This window comes from uncultured Umboniibacter sp. (assembly GCF_947497555.1).
Classification (GTDB): Bacteria; Pseudomonadota; Gammaproteobacteria; order Pseudomonadales; family DSM-25080; genus Umboniibacter.
Map to the genome: position 1 here is coordinate 313161 of NZ_CANMGY010000002.1, position 15497 is coordinate 328657.

Genomic DNA, 15497 nt, shown 5'->3' on the forward strand with positions numbered 1-15497 from the left:
TCAATTTACGTTACCAAAATATAGTCAGGAGAACTACGGTATATGTTTGATACGCTTGATCCTGTGTTGCTGGCGCGCCTCCAGTTTGCCTTTACGGTTTCTTTCCACATTATTTTTCCAGCTTTTACCATTGGTTTAGCCAGTTGGTTGGCTGTAGTGGAATGGCGCTGGCTGAGAACAGGCGATAAAACCTACGAGCAAGTTTATCGGATGTGGGTTAAGATTTTCGCCGTTTGCTTTGGTATGGGCGTCGTCTCAGGTGTGGTGATGTCGTATCAATTCGGTACCAATTGGTCATTATTTTCAGACAGAGTGGGCAATGTGATTGGGCCTCTATTGGGCTATGAAGTACTCACGGCTTTTTTTCTAGAAGCCTCATTTCTCGGAATTATGTTATTTGGTTGGGGGCGTGTCAGTAAAAAGATGCACTTTGCGTCCACCTGTATTGTCGCTGTCGGAACGATTATTTCAGCATTCTGGATTTTAGCTGCGAATAGCTGGATGCAAACCCCACAGGGATTTGAAATCGGTCAAGACGGCTTACTTTATCCAACCAGTTGGACTGAGATTATCTTCAATCCTTCCTTTCCTCCCCGGTTCGTTCACATGGTAACAGCGGCCTATCTCACTACTGCTTTTGTAGTGGGTGGTGTGGGTGCCTATTATCTTTGGCGAGAAAAATATCTAAAACATGCCAAAATCATGTTCGGTATGGCCATGCTGATGGCTATCTTTGTGGCGCCGTTACAATTGATCATTGGCCATTGGCATGGTGAAAACACGATGCAGTACCAGCCAATAAAGGTTGCCGCTATGGAGGGTAACTGGGACCGAGGAACTAACAAGCCGTTGTATCTCTTTGGGATTCCCAACGAAGAAACCGAGACGACAGATTATGGCATAACCCTCCCTGGCGCTGCGAGCTGGATATTGACAGGGAGTACTGATGGAGAAATACCGGGCTTAAAAGACGTGGCTAAAGAAGATCGTCCGCCTGTTGGTATTGTCTTTTGGTCCTTTCGAGTAATGGTGGGTGTGGGCTTAGGTATGATCCTAACTGGTGCTATTGCGATATGTTTGTACTTCCGGAAACGACTATTTGATACTCGGTATTTTCAGTGGTGGTGTATGGCTATGACGCCGGCAGGATTTATCGCCGTGCTAGCCGGTTGGTTTGTGACCGAAGTAGGCCGTCAACCTTGGACCGCTTATGGCGTGATTCGTACTGCTGAGAGTATTTCACCCGTCATAGCCGAACAAGTCTTGGTCACGCTGGTTGGCTTTGTGGTGGTGTACACTTTTGTCTTCGGAGCTGGAAGTTACTATATCGTTAAGTTGATTCGTACTGGCCCTAAGATTATTGACGAGGGTGAGGAATTTTATAGTCTCAGGATGGACGCAAGTGTAACGAAGCGTGTCACCGGTGGAGGTACGAAATGATTGATTTTTCAAGTTGGTTAAACCTCCCTTTGATTTGGGGTGCAATCATTGGAATCGCGGTTTTTCTCTACGTGGTGTTGGATGGATTTGATTTGGGCTGCGGTATTCTTTTTCCCTTCGCGCCATCAGATAAATGCCGCAGCCGTATGATGAATTCCATCGCCCCATTTTGGGATGGTAATGAAACCTGGCTGGTCTTAGGCGGGGGCGGTTTATTTGTTGCATTCCCCTTAGCTTATGCGATTTTATTACCGGCATTATATTTACCCATCACACTAATGCTCATGGGGTTAATATTCCGCGGCGTGGCTTTTGAGTTCCGATTTAAAGCAGGAGAACGTGACCGAAAACTATGGGATATCGCTTTTCACGGAGGTTCGTTATTGGCAACCTTTATGCAAGGAGTGGTACTGGGCAACTTCATCCAGGGTATTGATGTAGAAGGTCGGCAATTTTCCGGCGGAGCATTAGATTGGGCGAATGGTTTTGCTATCGTGACCGGCATTGCTTTGGTGTTTGGCTATGCTTTACTCGGCGCCACTTGGCTAGTAATGAAAACGGAGGACGAGACGCAAGCCTGGGCTCGCAGTGCTGCCAAATATGTGTTGAGCTTCGTGGCACTGGCAATGCTTGTGGTGAGTATTAGTATGTTATTTATCGATACACGCATCGTTGAGTTATGGTTTTCTAGCCCAAATATCTTTTTCTTGGCGCCGATCCCATTACTCACAATAATGGCATTTATCCTATTAGGGCGCGACCTATTCAAGGGCGACAGGGAAGTTAGGCCGTTTCTTTTATCGCAGGTCATCTTTCTATTAGGGTATATCGGATTTCTTATTAGCCTTTATCCATGGATTGTCCCCTTTGAGTTCACGCTCTGGGAGGCTGCAGCAGTTTCTACGTCACAGACAATCACCCTAATCGGTACGGTAATTATGCTGCCCATTATTCTTGGCTATACCGGATATTGCTATTACATATTTCGAGGTAAAAGTAGCCATGAAAGTATGTACTAGATTGATCATTCACAATTAGATCGTGGTAAGCACTCGGATGGCCAAATTGGAAAATTGGTTAGTTGCCAAACTAGACCAAACATTTAATAGATTTTTTTCACCTAAGCAAAAACAATGGGCATGGTTTGTCCTGCTTTGGTGTTCAGGACTTTCCGCTGTATTGCTTATGGGGTTTATTATTCGAGTGGCGATGGGGATTGATTAATTCAATCATACTGAATTGAGGTTTAACCTAGTCAGTCGATTATCACTATGTCGATGGCGAGTTTAAATAAAGTATTTTTTGGAAGTCTTAGTGAATGGCGCTAAAGCGCGAATAATCGTATGAGTCAGGGCACTATTAAGTGACAGAGTTATTACCGAAAATGGCGGAGAGAGAGGGATTCGAACCCTCGATACGTTTCCGTATACACACTTTCCAGGCGTGCGCCTTCGACCACTCGGCCATCTCTCCAACAGTTATTCACTGATTTACAGTTCAGTGAACAACGGGCGCAGATGATACTGGGGAGACCTCGATAATGCAAGCAAGAAAGTAACGCCATGGGCTGTTTCGAACTTGTCTGGAGCGTTTATCTCGGCAAGCTACTCAGCCGCGCCAATATGCGACGAAACTATCCAAATTTAAGGCCTTGATAGACTTCCGTTTCCCGGCCGGAGTACCAAGGTAGATAGCGCCTGCGATGGTCTCATGTGCAGCAATTCCCAAGCCCTCTCGCATGACCGGTTCAAACATTATATTACCTGTGCGCCACATTCCTCCAAGCCCCATTGTTTCCGCAGCCAGCAGAAGGTTTTGAACGGCCGCGCCAGTTGAAAGTATCTGTTCAACTTCCGGAACTTTTTCATGAGTTTTGAATACGGTGACTGCAATAATAATGGTGGGTGCTCGAAAGGCATTGTTGTACAAACGATCTCGCTTCGTGTCGTCGATCTCTGACGTTGCTTCTTTAGCCGCAACCATGAGCTTGCCGAAGGCCTCTCTCGCCTCGCCCTGAATCACCATAAAACGCCATGGCTTCAGCTGCATATGATCAGGTGCCCGGCCTGCCGCTGCAAACAATTTTACCAACTGCTCAGTAGTGGGGCCTGGTGCTTCAACTTTCGGAAAGCTGACTCGCTGAGTAAGAAATTCAAGCGTCGACATAGTTCAAATTCCAGTAAGATAATAAGCACTATTCTACCCAATTGTATGAATCTCAACAATTAATGACTTCACCTAGTTACCTTATGCTGGGATACTTATCGTCAGAATGGTAATTGGGAAGAACCTGTGCGTAAGGATCATCGGCCCGCGTGGCTAAAACACCTACAAATCAAATTGAATCGATTCTACGTGCAACGTTTTGTTGCGCCGGAGCTAGACGAACTCGGAAGTTATCCGCATATTGTTGGACCTCGCCACCTCAAGTTGTTTGGCGCGGGAATTCGAATCGGTGACTGCCTTCATATGGCCTGTGATTCCGATAGAAACGTCCGTTTAATTTCCTGGCCTAGCCAATCTGGTCCCGCCTCGATTCACATTGGCGACTACTGCCTTATCTCACCTGGTGTTAAAATTCAGGCGGCTAAGTCCGTCATAATTGGTGATAACTGTATGCTAGCAGCGGAAGCTTCCATCTCAGATTCCGACTGGCATGGCCTTTACAATCGTTTGCGCCCTTTTGGTAAAGCAACCGCGGCGGTCACCCTTGGCAATAATGTTTGGATAGGTGAACGAGCCATTGTGACGAAGGGAGTATCGATCGGTGATAATTCGGTAGTCGGTGCCGGTGCTGTCGTTACCAGTGATGTACCGGATAATGTGGTAGTTGCTGGAGTGCCTGCTAAAATTATAAAGAAGTTAAATCCAAAACGAAGAATGTTAAAGCGAGAGGCCATGTTTTCCAACCCGCAACACTTCGAAGCAACAGCTCAGGAGTTGGACCGTTATGTGATGGAAGGAAATTCTTTCTTTGGCTGGGCGCGTCAGCTTGTAGCACCTAACAAAAAGCGTTAGTCTTTTTGTCTAAGCAATTGTTCCTATTACAACTATAGAATGGATAACTAACAATCTAATGCTAAATATACGCGAGAACGAGGGCTCTGTTTCATCCGAATCTACGGCCCGAAACCAGTATTTGTTCCGCACACTCAGTTGCATTGCCGCTGCGGCAACGTTATATACCACGGCCGCAGAAAGCTTGAACTGGACTATTTATGGCTACGCATTATTCACCCTAGTGTATCCTGGAATTAGCTACCAAATAACTAAAGCATTCGAAAAGCAGCTCAAGAATAAGGTCCAGTGGTTTAATGCCGCCGATGCGGCCTTAATTGGTGGCGCACTGACGTTAATTGACTTCAGTCTCCTACCAACCATTATGTTTGTTGCACTGGTGCAATTTAATGCCTTGGTTGCCGGTGGCGGTATCAAGTGGCGTAACGATAATGTTGCCTTTATCGCGGGTATCGCAACCATGACGTTGTTTCATGAACCCGTACTGACATTTAGTAATGATCTAGCAATCAGCAAGGCGGCCTTAATTGGTATCACTAGCTACTTCTGTATTTATGGCCTATTCATGCACGATGCGGTTCGCCGTGAGCGTGAAAATAGTAAAGTCTTCAAGGAAGAACATATCGCCCTGCAGCTGAATAATTACAAGCTGAGCAAATACATATCGCCACAAATTCATCAACAAATCATGTCGGGACGAGACGTTCGCTTGGGCACCCAGCGTAAAAAACTCACGGTCTTCTTTTCAGACCTAAAAGAGTTCAGTACGTTGGCCGAAGAGTTAGAGGCTGAACCTCTCACTGAGCTTCTTAACACGTATCTTACCGAAATGAGTCAAATTGCCCAACGCTACGACGGTACGATTGATAAATTCATCGGTGATGCCGTGATGGTATTCTTCGGAGATCCAGAGTCTGATGGCGCTAAAATGGACGCTATGAAGGCTGTGGGAATGGCCATTGCCATGCGCAAGCACTTACGTAAATTACAGAAGCAATGGCGTCTCCAGGGTGTCTCAAAGCCACTTGAAATGCGCATCGGCATTAATACGGGTTACTGTACCGTTGGAAACTTTGGCACCGAATCGCGAATGGATTACACCGTTTTGGGAACCGAAGTAAATCTAGCCTCAAGACTTGAAGCTGCCGCGCAGCCTGGACAAATATTAGTGAGTCACACCACCTATGCGCTCATTAAGGATCGAATCATGTGTCGTAAGGTGGGACAGATTGACGTCAAGGGATTTAGTCAGCCAGTAACGGTTTACGAAGCACTGGATTGGCGTAAAAATTTAGGCGGAAAAAAATCTTTCATCGAACAATACGCGGATGGATTTAGCCTACACATGGACCTCGATGAACTCAAACCTAAGGACAGAGCCGAAGTACTTAAGGCTCTGAAATCCGCTGCAGAGCACCTTCAACAAAAGGGTTAGCGGCTAACTGCTAGCGCTCTTATTCTTGATTAAGCTTATTGTCGAACCAAACGCGTTTCAATTCGAGGCGCGTCTGCTCGGCTTGAGCGGAATGGATTAATATCCAACCCTCCTCTACGCGTGTACCTCGCCACCACATCCAAGTAGTCAAAGTTAAAGCGATTCATCAAATCCACATACATCCGCTCTACGCAATGTTCATGAAAGTCTTGGTGCTCGCGAAATGAAATCACATAGGCAAGAAAACTCTCTGGCACGATTTGCGGACCTTTATAGCGAATAATGACACTGGCCCAATCCGGTTGACTCGTGACTGGGCAGTTACTTTTAAGTAAATGAGAGCAAAGTGCCTCTTCTACAAGCATGCTGTCATCTACAGCCAACAAACTCGCATCCGGCTCATATTGAGTCACCGTAATAGCCAAATCATCAACGCAATCTATGCCGGCTAGCGCACCAACCTGAAGTGATGTTTCAGCTGCATCTAAACGCTCCAAAACGACACTAACCGATTCACCCGCTGCCGCACTTAAATCCGCCTTCAATTGTTGCTCAACCGCCTTGAATGAGTCGAACTCAGAGCCGTTGTAGGAGTTTAAGTAGAGTTTGAAGCTCTTTGATTCAATAATGTGTGTACTGGTACTCGGAACATGGCAGCGCATGACTGCCACAACCGGCACCCCGCCGGGCTTAAGCCAGGACATCTCGTAGGCGGTCCATAGGTCCTCACCAAACATCTCTCGCTGACACGCAGCTAACGTACGACGAGAGAGCCCTCGAGGAATTGGCGCCAGCAGCGCTGGATTGTAATGAGATTGATACTCGGTACTCTTGCCAAGCGGGATTTGTTCGTGAATGTTATTAATTTCGGACACTTCTACGCTCTCATTCTACTGCTATTGAGCAAGCGTAGAGCTGCCCAGACCAAAATAGCCGTTAGACCTAAGGTCATCACAATGGCAATCATTGGTGAGACATCGCTTTCGCCCAAAACCCCATAGCGGAAGGCATTGACCATATAGAAAATCGGATTGGCCATACTCGCACTCTGCCAAAAGGCAGGAAGTAGCGTAATTGAGTAAAAAATTCCGCCAAGGTAGGTCAACGGCGTTAGCACAAAGGTAGGAATGATGGAGATATCATCGAAGGTTCGCGCATACACGGCATTAATAAAGCCAGCTGTGGCGAACAGGATTGCCGTGTTGAGAATTACCAGGCAAGTCAGACCTATATGCGTAACCGACAGGTCTGTAAAGATCAGCGTGAGCACGGTAACCACTGCTGCAACACAGAGACCTCGGGCGACACCGCCGGACACCCAGCCCGCTAAAATAACCCAGTTAGGGGTTGGCGATACTAATAGTTCCTCAACGGAGTTCTGAAACTTGGCGCTAAAGAAACTTGAGGCAACATTTGAGTAGGAGTTGGTGATAATGGTCATCATAATCAAACCGGGGGCGACAAACTCCATGTAGTTGAAGCCTCCCATGGGCCCAATTCGTTGGCCAATCAAAGCGCCAAAAATTACAAAATAGAGTCCCGTAGTCACTGCCGGTGGCAGAATTGTCTGTGGCCAAATGCGAATGAATCGGCGAACTTCTTTCCTCACAATTGTGAGATAGGCAATCCATAATTCCCGTGAATTCATTGCTTCGATTCTCCAGTTAGACTAATAAACAGCTCTTCTAAACGATTAGCTTTGTTACGCATTGACGAGACATCGAGGTTTAGTTTTGAGATTTCGCCGAATAATTTACTTAAGCCCTGAGATTTTTCTACATCCACCTCAAAGGAAGAGTCGTCAGTCCAACGAAGTTCGTAGCCGTCCACCGATGGTCGGTGCCCTGCCTCGCTAGCCAGGTCAAATACGAAAGTCTCCCGTTGAAGCCTTCCGAGTAGCGATTTAACGGTGGTATTTTCAACAATGATACCGCGATCAATAATCGCGACATTACGGCAGAGACTTTCAGCCTCTTCAAGGTAATGAGTCGTTAAGATGATCGTTACGCCTTCGGCATTCACCTTCTGAAGGAATGCCCACATGCTGCGACGCAGTTCAATATCAACGCCCGCAGTCGGTTCATCCAGAATCAAGATACGCGGTTCATGAATAAGCGCCCTAGCAATCATTAATCGGCGCTTCATACCACCAGATAAGTTACGAGCTACATCATCTCGCTTGTCCCAGAGCCCAAGCTCCTTAAGGTACTTTTCTGCTCTCGGTTTCGCGTCGGCCTCGCTAATACCGTAAAAACCCGCTTGAGTGATCAGAATGTTGTAGACCTTCTCAAAGACATTGAAATTGAATTCCTGAGGTACGACACCCAGAAATTGCTTAGCCTTGGCAAAGTCGTCATCAATATCCACGCCCATAATGGAAACGCTGCCCGTCGACTTACGCACTAGCGAACTTAACACGCCGATAGTCGTTGATTTACCGGCTCCATTCGGGCCGAGCAGCGCAAAGAAATCGCCCTGCTTTACTTCGAAGTCGATGCCCTTGAGAGCCTCGAAACCGTTTTCGTAGGTCTTTGTTAATTGTTTGATCGACAGCGCACTGGTCATGTTTTATCCAACGGGTTTAGAAAAGCTTAAGTATACCGAGCATCGGCATTGCTGCAAAACTGGATTAACCGAAAGTGCTTCATATGTGGCGCTTTGGTCGTATTTTGGGGAATCACGTGTCGTTAAATCTTTAATCAAGCATGACCATCCACTCGTCCACGCATTCGTTTGGTGGACGCGTGTTTCGTCTTACTATCCAATCGTTTTCGCTGCGAGGATTTAGTAGGTTTAGTCGCTTTGCGTGTCGGCACGACCTTAATCGCCTCTAGAATCAACTCTTTCAGGCGAAGTAGAGCATCTTCGCGGTTCTTTTCCTGAGTCCGATGTTGCTGTGCCTTAATGACGATGACGCCCTCTTTACTAACACGACTATCGCGCAGTTTTAGTAGGCGTTGTTTATGGAACTCAGGGAGTGACGATGCCTTAATATCAAAACGGAGATGGATGGCGGAGTTAAGCTTGTTGACATTTTGTCCACCCGCACCCTGTGCGCGCATGGCATTAAATTCCAGCTCCGCACGGGGTATTTCCACGTTATTAGATAGGCGTAGCATTTCTGTATTACTTCAGGAAGGCACGAATGTCGGCATTAAGCTGCTTATCGGAGCTTCCCTTGGCACTGACCGCTGCAAATTTACACCGTTCGATCGCCTCTTCTTCACGCCCCATTTCTCGTAATAACACGGCCCAATTGAAATTGATTGACGAGATATAATCGCGCGTCTCTAAGCGAGTAGCTACCTCAAGTGCGTGTTGGTAACGAGCCAATGCCAACTCTGCATCTTCAGTGAAATCAGCAAGCGCCTCCCACTGAGCGGGGTGATCATTTTCGGAATCTTGATGCTTTTGGCATAACTCGTTTAGTTGCTCGAAGAGTCGTCCAAACAACTCTTCATCACCGTCATCTGCGGCTGCCATAAGTTGAACCGCATAGCCATGGATTTGTTTGTATAATCGCTCTTGCATGATATTCGCCTAGGAAAAAACGCCATTGTACTCCTCGCAAGGAGTGACGTCTAACCAGCGAGAACACCTACATACTCTACAAATCATCAAAACCCGGATTATGTTGCGCCACCACTCTACGCATGGCCGCATATTCTCGTCGACCTAAGCCCGCCGAGCCAATTTGAGTCTCGAGTAGCTGCTCGGTTTTTTCACCAATCTCAGCGCTAATAGGAATCACTTCTTGCCCGGTGGCATCGCAAGCTACTTGAATCTCGCAGGCGCGTTGAAGTGTCCAAGTGGCAATAAAGGCTTCTTCGATTGTTCCGCCAGCACTTAATAACCCATGATTGCGAAGAATCAATTGCGAGTGATGACCCAAACTGGCCACGAGTCGCTCTTTCTCACCATCGTTGACGGTTAGCCCCTCAAAATCGTGATAGGCAACGCGATTGTAAAGCATTACCGAATAGAAGTTATCGTGACGTAAGCCGTTTTTGGAGCAGGCTACCGCCAAACCTTCGTTGGTGTGGAGGTGAGTGATACAGTGCAGATCGGGCCGCGCGGCATGCACCGCACTATGGATCACCATTCCCGCTGGATTAGCGTCGTATTCACTATCGTCAATCTTGTTCCCTGTAATACCTACCTTCAACAGCGAGGATGCCGTTATTTCACTGTAATGTAAGCCATAGGGGTTGATTAGAAAGTGATTGGGAGTATCGGGAATCTTTACCGTTATATGGTTATAAATCAGCTCATCCCAACCAAGATGGGCGAAAATTCGATAGCAGGCTGCAAGCTCGATTCGCAACTTACGTTCAGTCTCAGTCATAGCTCCATGGCCTCCAATGGTTCTCCCGCTAAGGTAATTCGATGCATCAGTCTGCGTTCACCCTGATAGTCGTTATCAGCAAAATGCCAAGTCATACGATTATCCCAGATAGCAATAGAACCGGGTTCCCAGTTAAATGAACAGGTGTAATCAGCTTGATCTACAAATTGATATAAATATTCCAATAAGGCAGAGGCTTCCGCTTTGTTCCAGCCCTCAATACCTAAAACGTGCCCTGGGTTTACGTAAAGCACTTCAGCTCCCGAAACGGGGTGACGGATAATCACTGGATGCGTTGCTGAACCCACTTCCGATGAACCACTCAGTACCTCGGCCAGATCAGTTTGACTATAGAAACCATTCGGTCCATAGATGTGTTCATTCGAGTGCACCGCTGTAAGCTGCGATAGCATTTTACGAAACCCCACCGATAAGCCGGCGCAGGCTCGGCCCAGGTGCGCAAAGCGAGTATTACCGCCATTCGAAGGTAACTCACGAGCTACCAAAATAGACCCCAATGCGGGTTCAACATCGTAGGAATGATCGGTATGCCAGCCACCGCCAATGTTCATTTCCTGTTTCGCCTCTTTACGAACCTCGGCAATACTCGGAAATTTAGGGACGGGCTTAAAAAATTTATTATGAACAATCTCACCCAATGCATTGGCTAGATCAATATGGGCGCTCTCCGATAGTTGTTGCGCGCGAAAAAAAAGTACCCCGTATTCGGCAAGCAGCTTCTTAAGCTCTTGCGCTTCGTCTGCCGAAACATGGGCCAAATCTATATTTGAGACCACCGCTCCGCAGCCCTTTGAATAAGGTTCTATATGCATTTTACCTCCCACTTTTCGTGGTTAATTATAGTTATCCTAGCAGCTTAAGCTTCTGCTTAAACACAAACTATCACCTAGGCGACATCTATATTTAGTGCCGAGGCCAATGTCCATGATCACCGTGTACGGCGGCTTCCCTCGGGTATCCGTGACTGAGATCACGTTTCGCTCTCGCTGGCTCCATGCATTACAGGGCTTTTGGTCTATTTGGCTCCATATCCGTCGTCCAACTGGCTCTATTCGCCCATACCCCGATACCGATAACATGACATGGCTGTATATAAAACAACCAATAAATAAAAGGAAGTGTTCGAAGGCGACTGCATTGAAGTAATCAGTGAAGGTAGGACTGCGCGGTCTCTTGTAGTTAGAACCATTGGATTAACTATCATTGTTTTCAAGGGGGTCCCATGGACTTTAAGACACTATCACTACCACTTTCACTCTCACTGAGCTTAAGTGTCAGCGCTGTGGTGCAAGCGCAAATCACCGAAGATTTTGAGGACGGCAACCTAGATGGCTGGCAGCTTGCCGGTACCGTTGCTATCAACAGTTTTAAAAGCATCGACAACTACTCAATGCGCCTCAAAGGCGGCGCTGTGGCGATTCGCGAGTTCCCCGCAGATGGCGATGTTAGCTTATCAATGGCTGCCGGTTCACTAGAAAACGGAAACGGCTGCGACGTGTACGTCTCAACCGATGGCGTGAATTGGGGAGCGCCAATTCTATCGCTTTCACCGGCTCAAGATCGAGATGACTTCTACTCAGCGACCACTCAGACATCGGGCGGCAGTACCTTCGTCCGTTATGTGCAAGTTGGCTCAGCAGCAGATTATTGTTACGCCGATAACATTAGCATTTCCGGTGGCGGCGCGCCCTCTCCTAACGCTGCGCTGGACGGCAATGGAGCCTTTGGTTCAGTCCAAGTAGGCGACAGCGCTGCTAGAACCTTCACGCTGAGCAATACTGGCAACGCGGATTTAGCAGTAGGAGCCGTCACTGGCTACACAGCGCCATTTTCTATCACCGACGATACCTGTTCCAATACTTCCGTTGGCGCGGATTCAAGCTGTAACCTAAGTATGAGCTTTACGCCGGTAGGCGCTGGCTCGGTAAACCAAACTCTATCCATAGCAACCAATGATGGCGAGCAAACACTGGCACTCTCGGGCTTTGGATCAGACACCACTACGCCGCCCCCTCCTAGTGGAGACCTGCACCAGTTTAGTGGCAGCGGTGATGTCGCTCGATCAGCCTTAACGCTCTCCGAGCTTCAGGGGTCAAATCTTGCTCTCAATGATTACTCGGCCTATTCACACGGTGTAACAGAGGCCAATGCCGACCAATCCAACGCCCGAGAACCAAGTAATAACTTCGAAGGTCGCCTGGTTATTAATGGCGGACAGAAAGTCGCACTGAACTTTGACGAGCGAACCTCTGGTAAGGCACAAGCCGGACTCTATAGAGATCCTAGCAGCTTCCCCGGTTTCGATTTTGAGTTCGTACAATCGGGTTCCCACATCATTCCTAAAGATCGTGGGCTGATCGTTACGGGTCACGGAGATTGGAACCTTATCTTAGAGCCTGGACGTGTTTGGGACGAAAACAACGACAACGGCTTCAGCCGTGTTGCTATCCCATTCTCGTTACAGGAGGTTCAAGCCAACTGTACCCATAATGGCATCATGAGTTTTGCCTTTAAGGATGATGGTTCCATTACCAACGTCGCTATTCAGGTTGGTGCCGAGACTTGTCTCTACTTCCAGTATGACCTTTGGGGGCTCGCCGCAGCGGATTATCAAGCCCAGAGCGTCACCGGAGCGGCAACATTGATTAGTAATTACGAATCTGAAGTTGCCAGCCGGATACCAACTCGTCCAATCTCGGATCTAGACGACGTTTACAGTGGTGTGATCAGTGCCAACATTGGCTCTGAACAGGCTTCATCTCCCACCACTCACGGGGTACTTGTGGATGGCGTCCACTACGCTGCCAGCTGCTCCACGCGCTATGGTGATTATCCCTTCTGTGAAGTGATGGGTCTACCCTCATACTCCACTGCAAAAACTGCGACAGCGGCCTTTTCTCATGCATTACTTTCTCAACAGTTTGGCGATAGCGCACGCTACATGAACATTGCCGAACAGGTTGCCGAGTGCCAAGACGGTATTAATGGCACCTCTTCAATTTGGAGTGACGTGACCGTTGAAAACGCGCTAGATATGGCGACGGGCAACTACCGCCTAGCGTCCTATGAAGGTGATGAGGGTAGCTCGAATGTACTCAATAACTTCTTCCTAGTGTTTACTCACGATCAGAAGATCAAACATGCCTGCGAGCGCTATATTCGCAAGGCAACTCCAAACAGTCACTTCTCGTATCACTCCTCGGACACCTACATCGCCGGTGTGGCCATGGATAATTACTACGCAAGTGGTGATCTGTTCGAGAAACTGGTGGAAGAAGTTTATAAGCCATTGAACTTGAGCCCAGCGACCTACACCACGGTTCGCACTCAGGGTTCGCCAGCAGATCCATTCTGGAGTCATGGTATGACTTGGCACGCCGATGATATGATCAAGCTTGGTCAAGTTATCAACGATGGCGGTGTCATCAACGGCCAACAGGTGCTAGACCCAGCAATTATGGACGACATGTTGGTAAATGGCGGTGACCTGGGCATTGAGACCTACGGCAGTGAGTCGCGCTACCTCAACAGTGTATGGACCTACGATATGGGTCAGCGCGCTAGTCCACTATGTAGTGCCGGTTCTTGGGTCAGCTATATGTCAGGCTACGGCGGCATTGGGGTTGTGATGTTCCCGAATGGGGTTATCTATTACTATGTGAGTGACAGTAACGCCTTTGCATTCGGCAGTGCAGAAACCGAGCTGAATAAAATCGCTCCTATCTGCGGCAACTAAAATCGTGATAGAAACAGGGTGACTCTTGATATTCACCTCAAATAAAGAAAGCGGTTAGTGATACATCACTAACCGCTTTTCTTTTAGCTAGGGCACTAAGTCTAGGGCAATCCAGCGTTCAGGATTTCGCTAGCTGAAAGGAGGCTAAGCCCGCTTTTTGTTCTTCGTTCATGGGCTCACTGACTTGATTCTGGTAGTCAAAATGAACCATTACAGTACTCCCTTGCGCACAAATTTCCCCATGCTGAAGAACCTGCTGAGTTACTACGAAAGAGGAATTGCCGATTTTACTCACCCAAGTCTGAATTTCGACCGGATACTGATAGTGAATTTGAGCGGTGTACTCAACCTCAATTTTGAGCACGATCAAACGCCATTCAGCAGGGTTTAAATCCGGGGTGAAGATACGAAACAGTGGCAACCGTGCTTTCTCAAACCATTTCGGCACTACCGTATTATTAATATGCCCTAGGGCATCAGTCTCAAAGAAGCTTGGTTCAATCGCTTCACGTAATAAACTCATTAATTCTGCCTTCCTATTGTTCAAACACTAGCGTCGCTTACGCTGCTTCTTTTTCTGGTCCTTAGCTTCCGCTTCGGCCGCTAGTTTTGCTTCAACCTCAGCTTCTTCGGCTTCGGCCATCTGAGGGGTTTCTAAACTCAGCAATCCCAGCGTTGCGTCGCGGTATTCGGTTAGGAATATCTTCGCGATCTTTTCGAAATCAATCTGATTGCCTCGGCTAATACAGCCGCGTCGCTTACCCGCCTGCTCAAGGAAATCGATTTCATCGCGCGGTGTTTCAGCTAGCTCGTAGCGCTTAACCAAGGCCTCGGGATAGGCGCGTAACAGATATTCGGCTGCCCACGCGGCAATGTCGTCATTACTAACCGCGGTTTCTTTTATCGCGCCTGTGGTAGCAAGGCGATAGGCAGCGGCTTGGTTGTGAAATTTCCCCCAAAGAATTCCCGGTGTGTCCCAAAGGAACAAACCATCCGGTAAATTAATCTTTTGTTGTCCTTTAGTGACCGCCGGTTCGTTGCCCGTTTTAGCAATAATACGTTGAGCTAAAATATTAATAATGGTGGACTTACCCACGTTAGGGATGCCGGTAATCATGATATGAATAGGACGGCCGCGCTCAAAGTTGTCAGCAAAGAGATTACGAATATCATGCAAGATTGCTCGAATTTGATCCGGCTTATGGCTCGTCACGGCCATCGATCTAACGGACTTATCCTGCTCGAAGTGGGCAATCCACTGCTTGGTAACCTCAGGGTCAGCAAGGTCACTCTTATTGAGTAATTTGATACAGGGCTTATCGCCTCGTAACTTTGTAATGACAGGATTAGCACTACTGTAAGGGATTCTTGCATCCAGCACTTCAATAATAAGATCTACGCTGGGTAGACGCTGCTTAATCTCTTTCGTGGCCTTATGCATGTGGCCGGGAAACCAGTTAATTGTCATAGTGAATCCTTTGCGAATTGAGCGCAGTATAACG

At 47.6% G+C, this 15497-nt stretch carries 15 protein-coding genes and 1 tRNA gene; 5 read left to right on the top strand and 11 right to left on the bottom strand.

The features are described from left to right. The first annotated feature begins 42 nt into the window (after positions 1-42). Together Q0698_RS04275 and cydB are read left to right on the top strand one after the other, a co-directional pair. Positions 43-1440 (top strand): cytochrome ubiquinol oxidase subunit I, encoded by a 1398-nt coding sequence (locus Q0698_RS04275; RefSeq protein WP_298634072.1) that lies wholly within the window; start codon positions 43-45, stop codon positions 1438-1440. Continuing rightward, positions 1437-2459, top strand: coding sequence for a cytochrome d ubiquinol oxidase subunit II (gene cydB / locus Q0698_RS04280; RefSeq protein ID WP_298634074.1), 1023 nt, complete (start codon positions 1437-1439; stop codon positions 2457-2459). Before Q0698_RS04275 ends, cydB begins: the two co-directional genes overlap by 4 nt. 366 nt (positions 2460-2825) lie before the next feature. Here the strand turns inward: cydB and Q0698_RS04285 are convergent. Both Q0698_RS04285 and Q0698_RS04290 read right to left on the bottom strand, forming a co-directional pair. Then, positions 2826-2913: transfer RNA gene (locus Q0698_RS04285), tRNA-Ser, on the bottom strand. A gap of 135 nt (positions 2914-3048) precedes the next feature. Further along, on the bottom strand, positions 3049-3606 hold the full coding sequence (locus tag Q0698_RS04290; RefSeq protein ID WP_298634076.1) for a nitroreductase: 558 nt from the start codon (positions 3604-3606) through the stop codon (positions 3049-3051). A gap of 126 nt (positions 3607-3732) precedes the next feature. Here Q0698_RS04290 and Q0698_RS04295 point away from each other — a divergent pair, with 126 nt between their 5' ends. Together Q0698_RS04295 and Q0698_RS04300 are read left to right on the top strand one after the other, a co-directional pair. Beyond that, positions 3733-4458, top strand: a complete 726-nt coding sequence (locus Q0698_RS04295) for an acyltransferase (RefSeq protein ID WP_298634078.1) — start codon at positions 3733-3735, stop codon at positions 4456-4458. 58 nt (positions 4459-4516) lie between these two features. Beyond that, positions 4517-5893 (top strand): adenylate/guanylate cyclase domain-containing protein, encoded by a 1377-nt coding sequence (locus Q0698_RS04300; protein WP_298634080.1) that lies wholly within the window; start codon positions 4517-4519, stop codon positions 5891-5893. Positions 5894-5928: 35 nt separating this feature from the next. Here Q0698_RS04300 and queF read toward each other — a convergent pair whose 3' ends face one another. The 7 genes from queF to Q0698_RS04335 all read right to left on the bottom strand — a co-directional run bounded on the left by queF (position 5929) and on the right by Q0698_RS04335 (position 11071). Then, a complete protein-coding gene (gene queF, locus Q0698_RS04305; RefSeq protein WP_298634082.1) occupies positions 5929-6768 on the bottom strand; it encodes an NADPH-dependent 7-cyano-7-deazaguanine reductase QueF in 840 nt (279 codons plus the stop codon). Positions 6769-6770: 2 nt separating this feature from the next. Further along, complete coding sequence (locus Q0698_RS04310; RefSeq protein WP_298634084.1) at positions 6771-7541, bottom strand: ABC transporter permease; 771 nt, start codon at positions 7539-7541, stop codon at positions 6771-6773. Continuing rightward, positions 7538-8458 (bottom strand): ABC transporter ATP-binding protein, encoded by a 921-nt coding sequence (locus Q0698_RS04315; RefSeq protein WP_298634086.1) that lies wholly within the window; start codon positions 8456-8458, stop codon positions 7538-7540. The genes Q0698_RS04310 and Q0698_RS04315 overlap by 4 nt, the downstream gene beginning before the upstream one ends. 134 nt (positions 8459-8592) lie before the next feature. Beyond that, a complete protein-coding gene (gene arfB, locus Q0698_RS04320) occupies positions 8593-9012 on the bottom strand; it encodes an alternative ribosome rescue aminoacyl-tRNA hydrolase ArfB (RefSeq protein ID WP_298634088.1) in 420 nt (139 codons plus the stop codon). A gap of 7 nt (positions 9013-9019) precedes the next feature. Beyond that, positions 9020-9424 (bottom strand): hypothetical protein, encoded by a 405-nt coding sequence (locus Q0698_RS04325; protein WP_298634090.1) that lies wholly within the window; start codon positions 9422-9424, stop codon positions 9020-9022. Between the two features lie 76 nt (positions 9425-9500). Further along, positions 9501-10238, bottom strand: a complete 738-nt coding sequence (locus tag Q0698_RS04330; RefSeq protein ID WP_298634092.1) for a class II aldolase/adducin family protein — start codon at positions 10236-10238, stop codon at positions 9501-9503. Next, positions 10235-11071, bottom strand: coding sequence for a TauD/TfdA family dioxygenase (locus Q0698_RS04335; protein ID WP_298634093.1), 837 nt, complete (start codon positions 11069-11071; stop codon positions 10235-10237). Before Q0698_RS04335 ends, Q0698_RS04330 begins: the two co-directional genes overlap by 4 nt. Positions 11072-11481: 410 nt before the next feature. On the opposite strand from Q0698_RS04335, the gene Q0698_RS04340 reads away from it, so the two are divergent. Beyond that, positions 11482-13995 (top strand): choice-of-anchor D domain-containing protein, encoded by a 2514-nt coding sequence (locus tag Q0698_RS04340; protein ID WP_298634095.1) that lies wholly within the window; start codon positions 11482-11484, stop codon positions 13993-13995. 118 nt (positions 13996-14113) lie between these two features. Here the strand turns inward: Q0698_RS04340 and Q0698_RS04345 are convergent, their stop codons facing one another. Both Q0698_RS04345 and ylqF read right to left on the bottom strand, forming a co-directional pair. Further along, the gene (locus Q0698_RS04345; RefSeq protein ID WP_298634096.1) at positions 14114-14518 is read right to left on the bottom strand and encodes an acyl-CoA thioesterase; all 405 of its coding nucleotides are present in this window, start codon (positions 14516-14518) and stop codon (positions 14114-14116) included. Between the two features lie 27 nt (positions 14519-14545). Then, on the bottom strand, positions 14546-15463 hold the full coding sequence (ylqF, locus tag Q0698_RS04350) for a ribosome biogenesis GTPase YlqF (protein ID WP_298634097.1): 918 nt from the start codon (positions 15461-15463) through the stop codon (positions 14546-14548). Positions 15464-15497 lie beyond the last annotated feature (34 nt).